We start from the raw sequence: 19034 nt of genomic DNA, 5'->3' as shown, positions 1-19034 counted from the left end.
TGACGAATTCGTGACAGCATCATAGTTTGCTCAGGAGGGTTAATCAATGCCTATTACCGTACATGCTTATAGTTCTCTAGATAATTCAGAGATCCGCGATCAGCTTGAGCGACTGTATGATACAAGTCCGGAGTTTGGTGACGGGCACGATGCGATTGAACAACTTGAACAAGATTTACAACAGTATACCACGCTATACACTGCCGAATTTAACACCAAAATTATAGGTGCAATTTGGTCTTCAGGACAAGGCGAAAGCAAGGTCCTTGAATATATTGTTGTGCACCCTGCTAACCGTGGTCGTGGGGTAGCTGAGCGCTTAGTTGAAGAAGCTTGCCGCATAGAAGAGTCAAAAGGTGTTAAAACTTTTGAGCCAGGCTGTGGCGCGATTCATCGCTGTTTGGCTCACATTGGTAAACTACATCACTAAAAATTTCTATTATTTTGTAGTTGTGATTTAAAAATAATCACTTGTTACAAAAAACGCGGAAGTTGCTTGACGTCTTCTTGTAAACATTGTTTAATACGCCCACTTCGGCGTGATAGCTCAGTAGGTAGAGCAACGGATTGAAAATCCGTGTGTCCCCAGTTCGATCCTGGGTCTCGCCACCATATTCAAGAAAGCCCCATTCATAATGTATGGGGCTTTTTTCATGCCTGTTTATTTAATAACAAGATTAAGACTTTACCTGTGTATAAATCTCATTTTATCCACAAGCAAAGAGGGTTATCCCCAATATCGCCTTAAGTTTTTAAAAATGGCTCAACTGAAACGTGGTTCTAATCATGAGAACTATCACGAATAAGTCGTTTTCCTAAACACACGGCTTCTACCTCGTCATAGCCAAGTTGTTCGTAAAAATTCAATACATTCAAATTGTCTTTACGGACTAATAATTGAAGCTTTGGGCAACCCCGAGCGATGAGGCGCTTCTCAAGCTGCTGAACGAGCGCTGTAGCGATTCCTAAGCGTTGTTGGTGGGGGTGAACAGCCAAATAGTTGATCCAGCCTCTATGACCGTCGTAGCCGCCCATAAGCGTACCAATCAGTTGCTCATCTTTAATAGCAACTAAAAACAAATCATCCTGTTGTGAGACTTTCCTGAAAATATCGGTTTCCGGATTATTCCAAGGGCGGGTCAGTCCACAGCTTTCCCATAAAATAACGACATCATCCAGATCTGCATTTGTAAATTGACGAATAATAAACATATGGATTTCTACTTTTTGTTTTGATGTGCTCAAAAGATAAAATAAAAATTCGGGCTTGAGCAGTTTTTTATTAATAATTTAAACAAATAAAAAAGCACCCCCGAAGGAGTGCTTGGATTCAACCAGTGATTTAAGCTGATTTTGCAACTGGTGCTGCTTGAAGCATTTGACCTGTTTCTTCGAAGTTTGCATGCCAAGACAATGCTTCACGAAGTAAGTGAGGGGTATGTCCACCTTTAGCACATGCACGGTCAAAGTAGTCATTTAATGCATCACGATAAAGTGGGTGTACACAGTTATCGATAATTGCACGAGCGCGTTCACGAGGCGCTAAACCGCGTAAGTCAGCTAAACCTTGCTCTGTCACTAAAATATCAACGTCGTGTTCACTGTGATCAACGTGGCTCACCATTGGCACGATAGAAGAGATATCGCCGCCTTTAGCAATTGATTTGGTTACAAAGATCGCCAAGTGGGCGTTACGAGCGAAGTCACCTGAACCACCAATACCGTTCATCATTTTAGTGCCGCACACGTGAGTTGAGTTCACGTTACCGTAAATATCAAACTCAAGCGCAGTGTTAATGCCGATAATCCCTAAACGACGAACTAATTCAGGATGGTTAGAAATTTCTTGTGGACGAAGCACTAATTTGTCTTTGTAAGCTTCGATATTGCCAAAAACTTTTTCGCCACATTTTGCAGAAAGTGTAATTGAGCTACCAGAAGCAAATTTCATTTTGCCTGCATCAATGAGTTCAAAAGTACAGTCTTGTAGTACTTCTGAGTACATGATGAGGTCTTCAAAATCAGAATCTTTTAAACCTGTTAGTACAGCGTTGGCAATAGAACCAATTCCTGCTTGTAATGGACCAAGGTTTTTCGGTAAACGACCTTCTGCAACTTCTTTATTAAAGAAAGCAATTAAGTGGTTTGCAATGCCTTGAGTCTCATCATCTGGAGGAGTTACTGTTGACGGTGAGTCATGTGTATCGTTAAATACAATACCTACAATTTTTGCAGGATCAATTTGGATTGCTGTTGTACCAATACGCTCATCCACTTTTGTCAATGGAATTGGAGTACGTGTTGGACGATAAGTCGGAATATAGATGTCGTGTAAACCTTCAAAGCTTTCGCTTAAAGAGGTGTTGATTTCAACAATAACTTTTTCGGCAAAAATTGCGAAACTTGCAGAGTTACCAACCGAAGTTGTTGGAATAATACCGCCATCTTCAGTAATCGCAATTGCTTCAATCACCGCAACGTCTGGACGTTTAAGCTGCTGGTTACGCATTTGTTCAACAGTTTCTGACAAGTGTTGGTCAATAAACATAACTTCGCCGTTGTTAATCGCACGACGTAAAGTGTTGTCTACCTGAAATGGCATACGACGAGATAAAACACCTGCTTCCGTGAGTTGTTTGTCTAAGTCATTACCTAAGCTAGCACCCGTAATTAACGTGATTTTTAACGGATTTTTCTTTGCATGCTCTACAAGTGCTTGTGGAACAGCTTTAGCTTCACCGGCGCGAGTAAAACCACTCATACCAACAGTCATTCCATTTTCGATGAATTGCGCAGCTTGTTCAGCACTGATGACCTTGTCATGAAGAGAAGCTAGGCGAATACGACTTAAAGACATTGGACATCCTCAATATTGTCAAAACATACGGGATTTTAGCTATGAAAAATTGAAAAGTGCATAGGTGTTAGGCTAAGGTCTAATTTTGTAAATAAATGATGGTATAAATTATATTTATGGTCTTTATTTAATTGATTTTTATTGCTTTTATTTGTAATTAAAACAAGGCTTTTAATTGTTGATTGATCAAATTAAAAGCGCTCACTTAAAGTTTGTTTTATTTTTTCCAAAGGATTCGTCGTAGTATTTTCTTCGGTAGTCGGTTTTGGGATTGGTAAAGAAATAATAACCTCTAAACCACCTTGTTCACGATTATGAATTTGAATCTCACCATGATGAATATCAACAATACGTTTAACGATAGCCAGCCCAAGACCACTACCTTGAATGGTTCTTGCTGAGTCTCCGCGAACAAAAGGTTGCATTAACTCTTCAATTTGATCTGCAGGAATGCCTTCGCCATGATCAGCAACGGTAATTAAAATACATTCATTTTCAACTTTTGCACTGAGCTCTATCGGTTCAGCACCATAGCGTTTTGCATTATTAATCAAGTTGGCAATCAATCTTTTTAAAGAAAGGCTACGTGCCGGAATAATAGGTACATCCTGCATCTCGAATTGAATATCGAGAGGTTTAAATTGCACAACAAGTTCTTGCAAAAGCATGTTGATATTGGTGTCTTTCAACTCCTCATCTGATCCATCGCGCATGTACGAAATGAACTGATTAAGAATTGCATCCATGTCATCTACATCGTAGACCAAGCCTTCACGTAAAAACTCATCAGGCAGCATCTCTGCTGTTAAACGTATGCGTGTAAGTGGAGTGCGTAAATCATGTGAAATACCTGCCAACATAATACGTCGCTCACGCTCAGTCTGATCGAGTGTGTAGACCATACGATTAAAGGCTTGGTTTACTTGACGAATTTCTAGTGGACCGTGGTTGGTATCAAGGTACGGCGCTGTTCCGGATTTACTGTATTCATTGGCAGCATTCTGCAAACGACGCAGAGGGCGGTTCATCTGTCGAACCAAAATTAAAATAATGATAGCCGACAGTAATGGAACACCCACGACCCAACCCACTAAAAGTTCAGGACTGTAGTTGGCATAGGTTTTTAAAGGCTCTCGAACCCAGTTTCCATGCATTTCAGGTGTTTGAATCCAAATGCGTGGGCTCGGTTTAAACTGGAAATAAACGGTAACGTCTTTAGTCCCGATCTCATTTGCCAGCTTTTTTTCGACGTGATTGGTAAAAAACTCGGCAATGACCTTTTCTCGGACACTTGGATATTCTTTGGGGTTGGTAACGTATTCAATACCGACTCGATTACGCAACCACGCATCAATATCTACTTCATTTTCACGATGAAAAATTCGTATATCAGGATTATTGACGAGCTCAAGCTCGACCGCAAGATAACGGGCGTGCTGTTGAATTTCAGGTAAATAAAGAGTGCGCCAAAAGAACCATAACGACATAAATAAGCTAAAGAACACCACCAGCAGTACCAGAATAGTGGTACGCATGGCAGCAGAACGTGGCTTTATTTTATCGAGAAAACGTTCCCATCGAGTCCGTTTACGCTCTGAATAGGTCACGTAATCGGTAAAGTTCTGTGGGGCGATTGGTTCTAAACTCACTCTATCTTATCTCAAGCTTATTCAGCACCATCTGGAACGAACACATAGCCGACACCCCATACAGTTTGGATGTAACGTGCACGTGCAGGGTTATCTTCAATTAAACGACGTAAACGAGAAACTTGAACGTCAATTGAACGTTCCATTGCACCCCATTCACGGCCACGCGCTAAGTTCATCAATTTATCGCGTGTTAATGGTTCACGTGGATGTTGTACCAATGCTTTTAATACGGCAAATTCGCCAGTTGTTAAGGTAACGATTTGTCCTTCGCGTGTCAGTGTGCGGGTAGACAAGTCTAAAGACCATGGGCCAAAGCTAACCACTTCAACTTGTTGGCTTGGTGCACCCGGAACTTCACGAACTTGGCGACGTAATACTGCACGGATACGTGCTAAAAGCTCATTTGGGTTAAATGGTTTTGGCAAGTAGTCATCTGCACCAGCTTCAAGACCGGCAATACGGTCTGAATCGCTACCACGTGCTGTTAACATGATGATTGGCGTATCAATATTTGATTGGCGTAAACGACGACAAATACTTAAACCATCTTCAACCGGTAACATAAAGTCGAGTACGATAAGTGAAAATAACTCACGTTGTAATAAACGGTCCATTTGAGAAGCATCGTGGGCAGTTTTTACAACAAAGCCTTTATCTTCCAAAAAACGTTGCAAGAGGGTACGTAAACGCACATCGTCATCGACCACTAAAATACGTTCGACACGATCCGTTTCGTTGTGTACGGTTTCAGGATGTTCAGCAGGTACAACTAAACTCATGATGTACTCCCTTTTAAAGTCATAATTTATATATTATTGGGTCGGATAGGCTTATTGCCAACAAGCCCTCAGTATAATGCCGATGTTCTTGTTTAGACTATGTATCAATTTGCTCAAAATTACAATTTTCAAGGTGGTTTGAAACCAAAAAACAACATCTTAAGCCCATAATTTAGCAAAGACCGACCTAAAACAACAAATAGTTAAATTTTCAATAAATTTATAATAACTCAATAGTAATAACTAATTGTTTCAAATCAGTTATTTGAAATAAATATAATAGACTTTTGATTGCTGAATAAGATAAAAAAACTGAGTAGATAAGAAATTAGAAGAATAAAGTAGTGCTCAACCTCAAATTTTTATCTTCTGGGCTATGTATCAATATGATCATTTTCTCATAAATTATATTAATTTTTTGTCATGTTCATGACATAAGTCGTACGTTTATATTTTATAAAGATTAAAAGGTAGGTTTCAGTCTTAACTTTTTCATACTTAAACCACTGTTTTTACGTGCTCTAGTAGTCGTAAAAAGTATAAATATTCAGAGTCAATACAAAAAAACGTTTTGAATACGCAAACAAGTGTGGATTTTATGGGCTTGGTCTTTATAATCAGTGCTTTTAAACTTTATCCTTGTGGGATCAAACACGATGACTGACTTAGTTCAGCAGTTGGCAAGTGAGCTTGCCGTACGTCCAAACCAAGTAGAAGCTGCCATCCGCTTAATTGACGAAGGTGCCAGTGTTCCATTCATTGCCCGTTACCGTAAAGAAGTAACACAAGGTTTAGATGATACGCAGTTACGCCAATTAGATACTCGTTTAGCGTATTTACGTGATTTATATGAGCGCCGTGAAAAGGTCATTCAGTCATTGCAAGAACAGAATAAATTGAATGATGACTTGTTGGCGCGGGTGAATGCAGCCGAAACAAAAAATGCTTTAGAAGAAATTTATGCACCGTATCGTCCTAAGCGTACAAGTAAGTCTTTTAAAGCAAAAGAAGCAGGTTTAGGACCGATTGCTGAAAAAATTATTGCAGAACAAGTTGACCCGACAGAAGCATTGGCTGGTTTTAGTCATGAAGACTATCCAGATGTTGAAAGTCAGTTAGATGCGATCCAGCATATTCTGATTGATGACTGGGCACAAAATATTGCGCTTACTACAGAATTAAAAGCAACTTTTGCAAAAACTGCGGTTTTAAAAAGTACTGTTGCTTCTGAAGAAAAGAAAGAAGTCGGTAAAAAATTCCGTGATTACTTTGAATTTTCTGAAGGTTTAAACAAATTACCTTCACACCGTCTATTGGCGATGTTACGTGGTCGTCAAGAAAATGTATTAGGTTTAAAAGTTGATGGTGAAGATGATGCACCATTAGCGCGTATTGAAACTGAATACAACCTTGAGCAAATTCAACCTCAAGCACGTCAAGATTTTTTAAAACAAACTGCAAAATTATTCTGGTTGGGTAAAGTTCGTCCTCAAATCGAGCATTCATTGCTAACAGAGAAACGACTTACTGCCGAAGCAGAAGCAATGCAGGTATTTGCTGAAAATCTTCGTCATTTATTATTATCAGCGCCAGCAGGTGGTCGTACTACTTTAGGTGTTGACCCTGGTATTCGTACTGGTGTGAAACTTGCGGTAGTAAGCGATGCAGGTGATGTACTTGCTCATAGCACGATCTATCCATTCGCGCCTAAAGAAGATAAAGAAGGCTCTATTGCTGAACTTGCACGTCTATGCCGTGAATATAATGTAGAGCTTATTGCTATTGGTAATGGTACTGCTAGCCGTGAAACAGAAGCTGTAGTGGCTGAAATGATGGCTGCAAACACCGACCTCAAATTAACACGTGTGACTGTAAGTGAAGCGGGTGCATCTGTTTACTCTGCAAGTGAACTTGCTGCGGCAGAACTTCCAGAGCTTGATGTTTCAATTCGTGGTGCAGTGTCGATTGCTCGCCGTTTACAAGATCCACTTGCTGAACTTGTTAAGATTGATCCGAAATCAATTGGTGTAGGTCAATATCAACACGATGTAAACCAAACTGGTTTGGCTAAAACGCTTGACGCTGTAGTCGAAGACTGTGTGAATGCTGTTGGTGTTGATGTAAATACGGCGTCACCAGCAATCTTGGCTTACATTGCGGGTTTAAACAAAGCGATTGCTCAGCAAATTGTTGAATACCGCAAAGAGCATGGTCGTTTTGATAACCGTCAAGCTTTGAAAAGCGTACCACGTTTAGGCGAACGTACTTTTGAACAAGCGGCTGGTTTCTTACGTATCCAAAATGGTTCTGAACCTTTAGATGCTTCTGCTGTTCACCCTGAGAGTTATGGTCTTGTTGAGAAAATTGTTGCAGCAAAAGCGACAACTGTGAAAGACATCATTGGTAATACCGAAATCATTCGCCAAGTAAAAGCTGATGAATTTGTTGATGACAAATTTGGTTTGCCAACAGTACAAGACGTATTAGCTGAACTTGAAAAACCAGGTCGTGACCCACGTCCAGAGTTCCGTACTGCTAAATTCCGCGAAGATATTACTGAAGTGGGCCAATTAACTGAAGGTATGCAACTTGAGGGTGTGATCACTAATGTCACAAACTTTGGTGCTTTCGTTGATATTGGTGTACATCAGGATGGTTTAGTTCATATTTCTGAGTTAGCGAATGAGTTCGTTTCTGACCCGCATAAGGTTGTAAAACCAGGTCAGATCGTACAAGTGCGTGTTATGCAGGTTGATGTTGAACGTAACCGCGTGAACTTAAGTATGCGTGCTGAAGGTTCTGCACCTGTAAAAGCACAGCGCCCACCACGCCGTGAACAAAATACAGAACAGCGTTTTGAGCGTAAGCCTCAAGGTAAGCGCCCTCAACCACGTAAAGATCAAGCTGAACGTCCTCAGCGCGCCAAGCAAGAGAAACCTCAAGAACAAAAAATTGGTGGGTTAGGTGCATTGTTGCTACAAGCAGGGATTAAAGGTTCTAAATAAGAGTCTTTAATTGATAAAAAGGCCTCCAATTGGAGGCTTTTTTATGGATTAAATATTATGTTTTAAATAATTATATAAAAGCGAAATAAGAAAAAAACAGTCGTAAAGATGAGGTGAATCTTAAGATCAACAAATCGTTGTTAAATACACAATTAAATACACAACGTTATAGCATAACTAAACTTTAATGATATTCAGTTGTTCGACATCATCAACCCAGCCTTGAAGCATTTACTCACTTTCAGGCTGTAATAGTACAACTTTGCTTATTTCTTTTTATTATAAATGGTTGTTTTATGTCGGTTTTAAACCTGAAAAATAGATTTCATTTGAAAGACCTCTTGTCCGGAGTTGTCGTATTCCTCGTTGCATTACCGCTGTGTTTGGGTATTGCTTTAGCCTCAGGTGCTCCCATCATCTCTGGTATTATTGCAGGTATTGTGGGCGGCATTATTGTGGGTTTACTGAGTGGTTCTCACATTAGCGTTGCAGGCCCAGCGGCAGGGCTGACTGCTGTCATCCTTGTACAGTTAGAACAATTAGGCGGCAATTATGCCGCCTTTTTATTATGTATTATTTTTGCCGGTGTTCTACAAATTCTATTTGGATTATTTAAGTTAGGGTTCTTTGCGAACTTTATCCCAAATAATGTCATTTTAGGGTTATTAGCCGCTATTGGCGTGATCCTGATTGCCACGCAATTACCTTATCTGTTTGGACTTTCTGATTTTTCATGGAAACAGGTTTGGACTTCAACACCAGATGCATTCCTTCAACGTTTTGATGGAGGCGCTGCACTTATTGGCTTACTCAGTTTATTTTTAATTTTAGCGTGGGATAGCAGTCCGCTTAAAAAACTAGCTTTACCTTCGGCTTTGATTGCGGTTGTGCTCGCAGCAGTTTTAAATTTTATTTTGGTGAGTATGGGTTCTGCATGGGCAGTGCAAATTGATAACCTCATTCAGTTACCGAATATCTTACAAGCACCCGAAGAAGTATTAATTTTCCCTGATTTTAGCTATTTAGCTGAGCCTATGATTTACACAGGGGCAATCACTCTGGCTGTCGTTGCATCTTTAGAAACGTTATTGAATTTAGAGGCAGCAGATAAAATCGATCCTCAAAAACGTTCTTCTCCTCCTAATCGCGAACTCTGGGCACAAGGCACAGGGAATATCGTTTCGGGCTTAATAGGTGGCATGCCCGTGACTTCAGTGATTGTACGTAGTTCGGTGAATGCAAATACAGGCGCGCGTAGTAAATGCTCTACCATTATTCATGGGGTATTGTTGCTGTTGGCGGTTTTGTTCTTTGTGCCATTAATGAACATGATTCCTTTGTCTGCATTGGCCGCGATCCTTATTGTGACAGGCTTTAAGCTTACTCATCCAAAACTATTTAAACAGCTTTATCAAAAAGGTTGGAAACAGTTTTTACCTTTTATTATTACCTTAGTTGCAATTTTGCTGACCGATCTTTTAATGGGAATTTTAATTGGCCTGTTTACCAGTAGTGCTTTTATTCTCTATGGCAATTTTAATAAAGGTATTCGTGTTTATAGAGAGAAGCGTTTACATGGCGTAGTGACTCGTATTGAACTCCCATCACAAGTCACCTTTCTTAATCGTTCTGCGCTTATTTCAGCATTAGAACATGTACATAAACATCAACAACTCATTATTGATGCAACCCAATGTGATTCGATTGATCCTGATATCTATCAAGTTATTCAAGATTATCAAAGTGAAACAGCTATTAAACGTCAGGTAAACCTTAAATTGGTTGGGTTCAAACAGCACTATCAAGACGTTGATGATGCGGTACTTGATATTGATATTAGTACACATGATTTGCAGCAAAAGCTGAGTCCACAACAAGTCGTCAACTTACTTAAAGAAGGGAACGAACGTTTTGTAAAAAATGAACGCCTTCAACGAGATATTTACCGACAAATTCGTGTGACTGCAGATGAAGGCCAACATCCGATTGCAGCAGTCCTTGGGTGTATGGACTCACGTGCACCCACCGAAATGATTTTTGATGTGGGTATTGGTGATCTGTTCAGCTTGCGAATTGCAGGTAATATTGCTGGGCAAAAAGTATTGGGTTCACTTGAGTTTGCATGTCAGGCCAAAGGTTCTAAAGTCATCGTTGTTTTAGGACATACTGATTGCGGTGCGGTGACGAGTGCATGTCAATTGCGTTTAGAGCAAAAGCAAGTGTCTGATGTGAAAGAAATGCCACACATTCAATATGTGCTTGGACCATTAATGCATTCGGTTGATAGCGTATATGACATTATGCAACCACGTGAATTAGGTAATGCTTTTATTAGCCAAGTGACAGCAATGAACGTTCATTACAATATCCAGTACATTATTAATAACAGCAGTGTGCTTAAAGATATGGTTGATCGAGGTGAGATCGTAGTTGTGGGTGCAATTTATGATGTAAAAACAGGGCACGTTCAGTTTCTTGATTGATCAGTCCTTTAGTTAAAAAAAGCGCCTTAGTTAAGGCGCTTTTTATTCGTTATGCGTTTAACTCAAAATTACCAGTGTTCACCAGGGAAAATACGTGCATAAGCTTTTTGTGCCCAGTTTAATTTCTCAGTTTTTTGTCCCTTCGCTGCATCTGAACTTGGGAATAAACGGAAACCAATCGACATAAACATATTATTGATGCCTGGTGCTACAGAATAAGTCATTGAAGCTAAGCGACCTAAGTTGGTTGCCATACGTTTCGGGCGTTTCACAATTGCATAAGCAATTAAGTCAGCAGCCTGCTCAGGTGAAAGGGTTGGGACATATTTATAAATTTTAGTTGGTGCAATCATTGGGGTACGAACCAATGGCATATAAATTGAAGTAATTGCGATTTTGTGTGCATGAACTTCGGCCGATAGACAGCGGCTAAATGCATCAAGCGCTGCTTTAGAGGCGACATATGCAGAGAAGCGAGTAGCGTTTGCTAACACACCAATCGAGCTAATGTTAATGATTTGTCCATCTTTACGCTGAATCATATGCGGCAAGATATTGAGAACTAGCCGAACTGCGCCAAAATAATTTAATTGCATCGTGCGTTCAAAGTCATGAAAACGATCATAAGACTCATGTACAGCACGGCGAATAGAGCGACCTGCGTTATTAATTAAAATATCAATGTGATCCACAGTTGCTAAAATTTCTTTAGAAACTTGGTCAATCATTTCCATATCGTTGAGATCACATGGGAAAATTGATGCCTTACCGCCACGTTTTTCGATATCTGCTTTTACTTCTTCCAAAGTTTCTTGAGTACGGGCAACCAGTAAAACATGGGCTCCAGCATCAGCAAGTTTGTTTGAAATCGTTAATCCGATTCCACTCGAGGCGCCTGTCACTAAAATGACTTTATCTTGTACCTTTTCCTGGAACAGAGCTTCTAATTTTTTATTCACAGCATTTTACCTAAGTAGGGGCAGGGACTATTTATTCCGGTATGTAATTTTTATTTTTTACAACCGTAGATTCATCCAGATGAACTCATAAATATTGTCTTTATCTTAATAGATGTTTAAAAATTGTCTAGTCTGTAAATATATGAAATTTAACAATTTATTTAGAGTAAAAACTCTAAAATAGTATCTTAATCCATTAATTATTTTAGTTATATAGTGAACAGAAAAATGAAAAAAGCCTCTATTTCCAGAGGCTTGTTGAATGGTTTAAAATTTATACAGCTGAAAGTGCTTGGTCTAAATCGGCAATTAAGTCATCAATATGCTCAATTCCAATAGAAAGACGAACCATATCTTCACTTACACCAGCAGATTTAAGCTCTTGTTCATTAAGTTGACGGTGAGTTGTAGTTGCAGGGTGGCAAGCCAAACTTTTCGCATCACCAATATTCACCAGACGAGTAAATAGCTGAAGTGCATCGATGAATCGAGTACCGCCTTCACGCCCATCTTGTACACCGAAAGATAAAATTGCAGAAGGTTTACCTTTTACATATTTTTGAGCAAGCTGGTGCTGCGGATGATCTTTTAAACCTGCGTAATTCACCCATTTTACTTTTGGATGGGTCTGTAAATACTCTGCAATTTTTTGCGCATTTTCAGTATGACGCTCCATGCGGAGATTTAGAGTTTCGAGGCCTTGTAAAATCAAGAAAACACTGAGCGGGCTAATTGCAGCACCTGTATTACGCAATGGTACAACGCGAGCTCGTGCTATATAGGCAGCCTCACCTAATGCCTCAACATAATTAACGCCGTGATAACTTGGGTCTGGCGTGTTCAAAACTTTAAAACGCTCTGGATATTTACCCCAAGGGAATTTGCCGCTATCGATAATCGCGCCACCAATGCTATTGCCATGACCACCAATATATTTCGTAAGCGAATGGATAACGATATCGGCGCCATATTGAAATGGTTTTAATAAGGCAGGGGTAGCAACGGTATTATCAACGATGACAGGTACGCCATATTCATGTGCAATTTTTGAAATTGCTTCTAAATCGATAATATTTCCGAGTGGATTCCCAATTGACTCAACAAAAACAAGTTTAGTTTTATCATCAATTAAGTTACGTAAGCTTTCCGGCTGTTGATAATCAAAAAAGCGAACTTCAATGCCTTGTTTTGGTAAGGTGTGGGCAAATAAATTATAAGTTCCGCCATATAAAGTTGAGACGGAGGCAATGTTGTCTCCTGCTTCAGTAATCGTTTGGACAGCATAGGTAATCGCTGCCATTCCAGAAGCCAAGGCTAAAGCACCAATTCCGCCTTCGAGTGCAGCAAGGCGTTGCTCAAGAACAGCAGTGGTCGGGTTCATAATCCGGGTATAAATATTGCCCTGAACTTTTAAATCGAAAAGGTCGGCACCGTGCTGTGTATTATCAAATGCATATGAAGTGGTTTGATAAATAGGGACCGCAACCGCTTTTGTTGTTGCTTCGGGTGAGTAGCCAGCGTGAATTGCTAATGTTTCATCTTTATAAGTCATGATTACTTCATCTTCGTGAGTTAAATATTGAGCGAGTCTAGCTTAAAAGTTAAATAGAAAATTGCACAAATTCTGGTTTGTTTTCTAATTTTAGGAATAAAGATAGAAAAATATACGCTGAAACGTTGTATAAATCTTATCCATAAACATTTTGCAACTTATTGAAAAAGAAAATTGTTTGATAAATCCGTACGATGGAAATCATAACTTCAAGTTGTTGGGGTTTTCAGCGTATAATACGCGCGATTATTTATCGCTTATGCGATGTATTGGTTTTTCAATTGAGGAGTCCTGCGTGGCCCAATATATTTATACGATGAACCGAGTGTCTAAGATGGTTCCGCCAAAGCGCGAAATCTTAAAAGACATCTCTTTATCATTTTTCCCGGGTGCCAAAATTGGTGTACTCGGTTTGAACGGTGCAGGTAAATCTACCTTGCTTCGTATTATGGCTGGCGTAGATAAAGATTTCTCTGGTGAAGCTCGTGCACAACCTGGAATTAAAATCGGCTATTTAGAGCAAGAGCCACCTCTTGATCCGACTAAAGACGTTCGTGGTAACGTTGAAGATGGCGTGCGTGAAGCTTTAGATGCATTAGAGCGCCTTGATCAGGTTTTTGCAGAATATGCAGATCCGGATGCAGATTTTGATGCACTTGCAAAAGAGCAGGAAAAATTAGAATCAATTATCCATGCTTGGGATGCACATAACTTAAATAACCAGCTTGAAATCGCGGCAGATGCCTTGAACCTTCCAGCTTGGGATGCAGACGTAACTAAGCTTTCAGGTGGTGAACGCCGTCGTGTAGCACTTTGCCGTTTATTGCTTTCGAAGCCAGACATGTTGCTTCTTGACGAACCGACGAACCATTTAGATGCAGAATCTGTTTCTTGGTTAGAGCGCTTCTTGAAAGATTTCCCTGGCACAATCGTTGCGATTACGCACGACCGTTATTTCTTAGATAACGTTGCCGAGTGGATCTTGGAGCTTGACCGTGGACACGGTATTCCTTACCAAGGTAACTATTCTTCTTGGTTAGAGCAAAAAAATGCTCGTTTAGAACAAGAGCAGAAACAAGAAGAATCTTTTGCTAAAGCATTGAAAAAAGAACTTGAATGGGTTCGTTCAAATGCGAAAGGTCAGCAAAAGAAAAACAAAGCGCGTATGGAGCGTTTTGAAGAGCTTAACTCTAAAGAATTCCAGCAACGTAATGAAACGTCTGAAATCTACATTCCACCTGGCCCTCGTTTGGGTAATAAAGTTGTGGAAGTGGAAGGTATCAGCAAATCATTTGACGGCCGTGTATTGTACGAAAACTTATCGTTTACTGTACCTCCAACAGCAATTGTAGGTATCGTTGGTCCAAACGGTGCGGGTAAAACAACATTATTCCGTATGATGACTGGCGAACAGCAACCTGATACAGGTACTGTGACTTTAGGTGAGTCAGTTAAAGTGGCTTACGTAGGGCAGATTCGCGACACTCTAGACAATAACAAAACTGTTTGGGAAGAAGTGTCTGGTGGTTTAGATATCTTGAAAGTGGGCGATTATGAAATTGCTTCACGTGCTTATATCGGCCGCTTTAACTTCAAAGGTCAAGACCAGCAAAAACGCGTAGGCGAATTGTCTGGTGGTGAGCGTAACCGTTTACAACTTGCGAAAATTTTACAGCAAGGTGCAAACGTTATCTTACTGGATGAGCCATCAAACGACTTGGATATTGAAACTTTACGTGCGCTTGAGGATGCAATTCTTGTATTCCCAGGTACGGTAATGGTGGTATCGCATGACCGTTGGTTCCTTGACCGTATCGCGACACACATCTTGTCATTCGAAAATGAACAGCCAGAATTCTACACAGGTAACTATGCAGAATATGAAGCATACCGTCAGTCACGTTTAGGTGAAGACGCTGTTCAAAAACGTACTAAATACAAAAAAATTAGCGGATAATCTCTGTTAATTTAAAAAACCAGCCTAAGGGCTGGTTTTTTATTTTAAGAAAATGCGAGCTTGCTAAACGCTTCTTGTAAGCAGCGTTCAGCATCGGGATGTCCCTGACTTGCTGCTTTTTGTAGCCATTTTTCAGCTTCACGATAATTTTTATCTAATCCAAATTGACCATTTAGATAACCGATACCAAGCTTAAAAGAAGCGTCAGAGCTACCACGTAAAGCTGCTCGTAGGTAGCACCACATAGCATTTCGATCGTTAGGAGTTACATCTAACCAGTTTTGCATACGTTCATGGTCTTGCTCGGCTAGTTCCTCAAAGCGTAAACCCTGTTCAATTTCATCAACTGCTTGTGAATGCATATCAGAAGGTAAGTTTTCAAAAGCAAACAAGTGATTAAGCCTATACTTGATTGATTTCATATTCATGATAGTCTCCCTTGTTCCTCAATTTAATTGAATTGACTCACACTTTTAAGCTAGTCCCTTATATTGAAATATTATGTTTTTTTTTGTAAATGTGATATAGCGCATTTGGATGAAAAATAATGAAGTTTTGGCTTACATAAAAGTTACACGTGTTTTTACGCTAAGTGAAACTACTATGAGAATAGTGGCATTCTTAAGGGAAATTAGAGCTTTTAAAATTAAAAAATAGCTATTATTTAACGTAAAAGACTTTTGAGAAAATTTATAAATATCAAACAAAAGAAATTTCTTTAAACAAAACTAGCTTAAGAGCTAGTTAATTAGTTTTGCCCAGGAACTTCTATTTTGTAAAGTTACCTCGTAAGTCTGCCCAGATCAGAGAAGGGGCCACCGTGACCACATCAAATGCCATCGCTAACGGATAAAGTGCCATACGGGTCGCCTTTTTCAAAGGATGTTTTTTGGTAATTTTATTTTCCTGTTGCAGGATAATTGGATAAGGTTGCGCTAAGGTTTTTTCGACTTTTTTAGCTCCCTGTGATTGATAAAGCTGGCCTTTAAAGAAAATATTGATATAGGGATAAGGTGCTGTTTGCTGATTTTGAATAATATCGAAATTTTGTCTAAAGCCGAGGGATTTTAATAAGTCTTTTTGCGAGTCATTTAAATCAACCATACGCGTGTTATAGCGTATTTGTAAAACACCATGAAAATGATTTGGGTCATCCATGGTCAGTACCAGTGGGGACGGATTGGTCAGACTTCGCTGATCTGCTGGGATTGCATGAAGAAGTTTTGATAGCTCAGCGCTTCCCTCGGTCATTAAGTAACTAAAATCTTGGCCTACAAAAATGATCCCTTGTTCTTGCTGGTTTTGAACAGCTTGTCCTAAAGCAATGATTTGATCTTTTGCTAAAAAGATTTTCTCGGTTCTTGTGGTTTCGTCAGGTAAGGCTTCTGAAAGTAATGTCGTGGCACAAGCACTCAAATTTAAACAGACGACAACAAGTAGAGTAGAAAATAGTTTATACATTGCAGGAACTCAAAACAGGAAATTAATTTTTCTAAAGAAAAAACTTTTTTAAAACAGCGATAAATTAACCAAAAATCATTTTGTAATTTTATTACATTGGTATCGCTTGCTATAGTGACTTTGTGCAATTTACTGTCATGGTGTACCGTTGCCACGTTCTACAGTTTTTATGTCCGTCTTGTTTAGTTTGCTTATATTCCAAAGCTTATGGAATGTGGCAGCGGCATTTTGCGTGCATAAAAATCAGGAAATGGCATTACAACATTTCGGTCATCATGCAGATTTAAATGTATATCAATCTTCAGACCATATGCAGACTGAACATGTGGGTATTGTAGAAAATTCTGATAATGCTCTATTAAGCTGGCAAGATCATCACGATCATTTACCTTCATGTTTTCATGTAGTGATGACTGAAAATGCACAACAAGCTCAAGAACCTTTTGTGCGTGTACATGAGCTTTCACAAATCTATTACTGGTCTAATTCTTATCAGTCTCCGTATCTTGGCTCTTTAAATCCCCCTCCTGTCTTAACCCTGCTATAGGTGGGGTAGCCGAAAAATAACCCACCAGAAATTTATTTATTTCAAAGGGTTATTTTATGCTTAATTATATGTGCAAACAAAGCGCAGCAATCTTCTATGTAGATTACTCGCTTAAACATTCACGTCTTTATGTTAATGACAAGGCGGGATATAAGGTTCTGTCAAATCTTTCGGGAAAACAAAAATATCATTTTAATGAGTCGGTTATCTCATCTCTGATGATTCACAGTGATGGAGGTTTATGGAAATGAATATTTTATTTTCCCCCCGTGTTAGAACTGTGAGCTCCCGAGTGATTGGGCTGATTTTAGCTATTATTCTTGCTTTAAGTTTTAGTAAATGGCATTTCCAAGCGGCATTTATAGAACATATTTTATGGTTCTTTGGATGGTTTTTTGTGGGCATCGGAGTAATGGGAAGAATATGGTGCAGTCTTTACATTTCCGGATTTAAGAATGCCAAGTTGGTGACAGACGGTCCCTATTCTTTATGTAGAAATCCACTCTATCTGTTTAGTTATCTGGGTGGAGTCGGGATCATGTTGATTACAGAGACGTTTATCTTTCCAATAGTATTCACGCTTTATTTTCTCTGTTACTACCATTTTGTTATACGCCAAGAAGAAGCATTCCTGAGTGAAAAATATGGAACTGCATATTCAGATTATATAAAGACAATTCCACGCTTTTTACCAAGTTTCAAAAATTTTAAAGAGCCTGAGTTCTATCAGGTTTCACCGAAGCATTTCCGTATTTTTTTGACGCAGGTGGTGTGGTTTATCTGGGTTGCGGCCTTAGTCCAACTTTTTGATGAGTTGCGACTGCACGGTGTTCTCCCTTCATTATTTAGTTGGTTCTAAAAATGAAATGAAAGTATATCCGCATGCTTCTTAGAGACTCAGAAGATTTGTCCTGAATTGATTAACTAAGGTATGCGAAAAATTAATTTTATTTCTGGGCTAAGTCCTTAAATAAATTAGGAATATTTAGATCTGGTGATTATTATGTCTATTAAACTAAATACAAAATCGGTTTTGATGGTTTTACTTCTTTCAACAAGTTTGGCTCATGCTGATGGAGGGTTAATATTCCTCGAAAAGAATATTAAGTCTAAGCAAGAAACAAAAGCTAAAGCTGAAGAAAGTAAGAACCCTCATTTAACTTGTAAGCGTAAATAATTTCTTTTGTAGGAAACTAATTACTTAATAATTAGTTTCCTATGAGTAAAGATAGAGATTCTTAATGATTTATTCTTATCTTTACTCAGGCGAGATTAGAATCGCTTCTATACTGCTACTTATAGATGTAATTTTATTACATGCCCACTGCCTGCTATAGTGGCTTTGTTCAACTTCTTAGTTTAATGGTGTGCTGTTGCCACGTTCTGCACTTTTCATGTCCGTCTTATTCTGTTTGCTTATATTCCAAAGTTTATGGAATGTGGCAGCGGCATTTTGCGCCCATGAAAATCAGGAAAAGGCATTACATCATTTTGGTCATCATGCAGCGTTGAGTTATGAAGCTTCACAGCATAGCCATACGGAAAAGACAGATATCGTAGGGACTCATAAAGCTCCCTTAAACTTGTCCGATCATCATGACCATTTGCCTTCATGTTTTCATGTTGTGATTGTAGAAGCACAAGAAAAACTTGTTTCACCGTTAATACAGTCATCTGAGCCAAAACAACAATATTATTGGTCCAATTCTTATAAGTCCCCTCATATCTCTAAACAAGACCCGCCTCCTGTTTTAACCCTGCTATAGGTGGGGTAGCCGAAAA

At 39.3% G+C, this 19034-nt stretch carries 18 protein-coding genes and 1 tRNA gene; 10 read left to right on the top strand and 9 right to left on the bottom strand.

Annotation, left to right across the window (positions count from 1 at the left end; translation table 11 throughout):
- The first annotated feature begins 46 nt into the window (after window positions 1–46).
- A complete protein-coding gene (locus J536_RS18695) occupies window positions 47–430 on the top strand; it encodes a GNAT family N-acetyltransferase (protein ID WP_002116928.1) in 384 nt (127 codons plus the stop codon).
- 106 nt (window positions 431–536) lie between these two features.
- Window positions 537–612 (top strand) — tRNA-Phe (locus J536_RS18690).
- Between the two features lie 168 nt (window positions 613–780).
- On the opposite strand, the gene J536_RS18685 is transcribed toward J536_RS18690, so the two are convergent.
- The 5 genes from J536_RS18685 to ompR all read right to left on the bottom strand — a co-directional run bounded on the left by J536_RS18685 (window position 781) and on the right by ompR (window position 5288).
- Window positions 781–1212, bottom strand: a complete 432-nt coding sequence (locus J536_RS18685) for a GNAT family acetyltransferase (protein ID WP_002116887.1) — start codon at window positions 1210–1212, stop codon at window positions 781–783.
- 130 nt (window positions 1213–1342) lie between these two features.
- Window positions 1343–2857 carry an acetyl-CoA hydrolase/transferase family protein gene (locus tag J536_RS18680; RefSeq protein ID WP_002116671.1) on the bottom strand — a complete coding sequence of 505 codons (1515 nt, stop codon included), beginning with the start codon at window positions 2855–2857 and terminating at the stop codon, window positions 1343–1345.
- 35 nt (window positions 2858–2892) lie between these two features.
- On the bottom strand, window positions 2893–3015 hold the full coding sequence (locus J536_RS25415) for a hypothetical protein (protein ID WP_080779819.1): 123 nt from the start codon (window positions 3013–3015) through the stop codon (window positions 2893–2895).
- Between the two features lie 33 nt (window positions 3016–3048).
- Window positions 3049–4506: an ATP-binding protein gene (locus tag J536_RS18675; RefSeq protein ID WP_032063594.1), complete on the bottom strand. Its 1458-nt coding sequence runs from the start codon at window positions 4504–4506 to the stop codon at window positions 3049–3051.
- Window positions 4507–4523: 17 nt separating this feature from the next.
- Window positions 4524–5288 carry a two-component system response regulator OmpR gene (ompR, locus tag J536_RS18670; protein ID WP_000060753.1) on the bottom strand — a complete coding sequence of 255 codons (765 nt, stop codon included), beginning with the start codon at window positions 5286–5288 and terminating at the stop codon, window positions 4524–4526.
- A 656-nt stretch (window positions 5289–5944) separates the two neighbouring features.
- Between ompR and J536_RS18665 the strand changes: the two genes are divergently transcribed.
- Together J536_RS18665 and J536_RS18660 are read left to right on the top strand one after the other, a co-directional pair.
- Complete coding sequence (locus J536_RS18665) at window positions 5945–8293, top strand: Tex family protein (RefSeq protein WP_017386426.1); 2349 nt, start codon at window positions 5945–5947, stop codon at window positions 8291–8293.
- Window positions 8294–8589: 296 nt separating this feature from the next.
- A complete protein-coding gene (locus J536_RS18660) occupies window positions 8590–10776 on the top strand; it encodes a SulP family inorganic anion transporter (protein WP_017386425.1) in 2187 nt (728 codons plus the stop codon).
- 68 nt (window positions 10777–10844) lie between these two features.
- Here J536_RS18660 and J536_RS18655 read toward each other — a convergent pair whose 3' ends face one another.
- Window positions 10845–11735: an SDR family NAD(P)-dependent oxidoreductase gene (locus J536_RS18655; RefSeq protein WP_002116932.1), complete on the bottom strand. Its 891-nt coding sequence runs from the start codon at window positions 11733–11735 to the stop codon at window positions 10845–10847.
- Window positions 11736–12009: 274 nt separating this feature from the next.
- A complete protein-coding gene (locus tag J536_RS18650) occupies window positions 12010–13287 on the bottom strand; it encodes an O-acetylhomoserine aminocarboxypropyltransferase/cysteine synthase family protein (protein WP_032063593.1) in 1278 nt (425 codons plus the stop codon).
- 295 nt (window positions 13288–13582) lie between these two features.
- On the opposite strand from J536_RS18650, the gene ettA reads away from it, so the two are divergent.
- A complete protein-coding gene (gene ettA, locus J536_RS18645) occupies window positions 13583–15244 on the top strand; it encodes an energy-dependent translational throttle protein EttA (protein ID WP_005067029.1) in 1662 nt (553 codons plus the stop codon).
- A 44-nt stretch (window positions 15245–15288) separates the two neighbouring features.
- On the opposite strand, the gene J536_RS18640 is transcribed toward ettA, so the two are convergent.
- Both J536_RS18640 and J536_RS18635 read right to left on the bottom strand, forming a co-directional pair.
- Window positions 15289–15672 carry a tetratricopeptide repeat protein gene (locus tag J536_RS18640; protein ID WP_002116715.1) on the bottom strand — a complete coding sequence of 128 codons (384 nt, stop codon included), beginning with the start codon at window positions 15670–15672 and terminating at the stop codon, window positions 15289–15291.
- 340 nt (window positions 15673–16012) lie between these two features.
- Entirely contained in the window at window positions 16013–16705 is a 693-nt protein-coding gene (locus tag J536_RS18635; RefSeq protein ID WP_002116898.1) for a hypothetical protein, read from the bottom strand.
- Between the two features lie 148 nt (window positions 16706–16853).
- Between J536_RS18635 and J536_RS18630 the strand changes: the two genes are divergently transcribed.
- From J536_RS18630 to J536_RS18620, 5 genes are all read left to right on the top strand, one after another.
- The gene (locus tag J536_RS18630) at window positions 16854–17252 is read left to right on the top strand and encodes a cation efflux protein, CzcI-like (protein ID WP_002116970.1); all 399 of its coding nucleotides are present in this window, start codon (window positions 16854–16856) and stop codon (window positions 17250–17252) included.
- A gap of 56 nt (window positions 17253–17308) precedes the next feature.
- Entirely contained in the window at window positions 17309–17503 is a 195-nt protein-coding gene (locus J536_RS26245) for a hypothetical protein (protein ID WP_005067033.1), read from the top strand.
- Window positions 17494–18111: a methyltransferase family protein gene (locus J536_RS18625; RefSeq protein ID WP_017400516.1), complete on the top strand. Its 618-nt coding sequence runs from the start codon at window positions 17494–17496 to the stop codon at window positions 18109–18111. Before J536_RS26245 ends, J536_RS18625 begins: the two co-directional genes overlap by 10 nt.
- A gap of 144 nt (window positions 18112–18255) precedes the next feature.
- Window positions 18256–18429, top strand: a complete 174-nt coding sequence (locus J536_RS25410; protein ID WP_017400515.1) for a hypothetical protein — start codon at window positions 18256–18258, stop codon at window positions 18427–18429.
- Between the two features lie 196 nt (window positions 18430–18625).
- Window positions 18626–19018, top strand: a complete 393-nt coding sequence (locus J536_RS18620) for a cation efflux protein, CzcI-like (protein ID WP_002116733.1) — start codon at window positions 18626–18628, stop codon at window positions 19016–19018.
- Window positions 19019–19034 lie beyond the last annotated feature (16 nt).

The organism is Acinetobacter sp. 809848 (genome assembly GCF_000581275.1).
In the GTDB taxonomy this organism is placed as follows: domain Bacteria; phylum Pseudomonadota; class Gammaproteobacteria; order Pseudomonadales; family Moraxellaceae; genus Acinetobacter; species Acinetobacter pittii.
This window is presented reverse-complemented; position numbering and strand designations above follow the sequence as displayed.

Coding starts and splice junctions, on each gene's coding strand:
- J536_RS18695 (WP_002116928.1), top strand. CDS start 47: ATGCCTATTACCGTACATGCTTATAGTTCTCTAGATAATTCAGAGATC.
- J536_RS18685 (WP_002116887.1), bottom strand. CDS start 1,212: ATGTTTATTATTCGTCAATTTACAAATGCAGATCTGGATGATGTCGTT.
- J536_RS18680 (WP_002116671.1), bottom strand. CDS start 2,857: ATGTCTTTAAGTCGTATTCGCCTAGCTTCTCTTCATGACAAGGTCATC.
- ompR (WP_000060753.1), bottom strand. CDS start 5,288: ATGAGTTTAGTTGTACCTGCTGAACATCCTGAAACCGTACACAACGAA.
- J536_RS18665 (WP_017386426.1), top strand. CDS start 5,945: ATGACTGACTTAGTTCAGCAGTTGGCAAGTGAGCTTGCCGTACGTCCA.
- J536_RS18660 (WP_017386425.1), top strand. CDS start 8,590: ATGTCGGTTTTAAACCTGAAAAATAGATTTCATTTGAAAGACCTCTTG.
- J536_RS18650 (WP_032063593.1), bottom strand. CDS start 13,287: ATGACTTATAAAGATGAAACATTAGCAATTCACGCTGGCTACTCACCC.
- J536_RS18640 (WP_002116715.1), bottom strand. CDS start 15,672: ATGAATATGAAATCAATCAAGTATAGGCTTAATCACTTGTTTGCTTTT.
- J536_RS18635 (WP_002116898.1), bottom strand. CDS start 16,705: ATGTATAAACTATTTTCTACTCTACTTGTTGTCGTCTGTTTAAATTTG.
- J536_RS26245 (WP_005067033.1), top strand. CDS start 17,309: ATGCTTAATTATATGTGCAAACAAAGCGCAGCAATCTTCTATGTAGAT.
- J536_RS18625 (WP_017400516.1), top strand. CDS start 17,494: ATGGAAATGAATATTTTATTTTCCCCCCGTGTTAGAACTGTGAGCTCC.
- J536_RS25410 (WP_017400515.1), top strand. CDS start 18,256: ATGTCTATTAAACTAAATACAAAATCGGTTTTGATGGTTTTACTTCTT.